Annotated in this window: 1 protein-coding gene; it reads right to left on the reverse strand. The window is 63.2% G+C overall.

Annotated features, from left to right (window positions below):
* Positions 1-532 (reverse strand): SPFH domain-containing protein (locus AC1DF0_RS32075; RefSeq protein WP_477577602.1); only part of this gene is annotated, 532 nt, incomplete at both ends.

The following is a 532-nucleotide window of genomic DNA, read 5'->3' on the forward strand; positions in this document are numbered from 1 at the left end:
ACCGATGGCAGCGTCAAGCGCTCGATACCGACTTGCAGCACTCGCACGCCATAGGTGGTGAGCAACTGCTGATCGATCTGCTGGCGCAGCTGCGCTTCGAAATCGGCGATGTGCACCTGGTTGGCGTCAGTGTTCACCAGGTTGGCCAGGTCGAAACTGCTGGCAGTGGTTTCCAGCGCCGAGCCGACAAAGGTACGAATCTGCCGCGCGGCTTCATCGGGTTGATTCTGTACAGCGCGCATAAAACGTTGCACGTTGTCCGGATCGCCCTGTACCTGCCAGGCCACGTAGGCTTGCACGATGATGCGCAGACCGTCGCGCGTGCCCACATCCTGTAAACCGCTGGAGGTGGTACGCAGCCGCAGATCAACCGGAATCGCCGCCTCGAACGGCGCCGGCCAACGCCAGCCAAGACCCGGCTCCAGTAACACCCGCGATGGATTGCCAAAGCGCGTAATCACCGTGGCCTCCCCCGAGCGCACTTGCACCAGGCTTGCCGCCGCAACGGCAAAGGCCACCAGCAGCGCCGCCC

Source organism: Paenibacillus sp. 05T425, assembly GCF_056396205.1.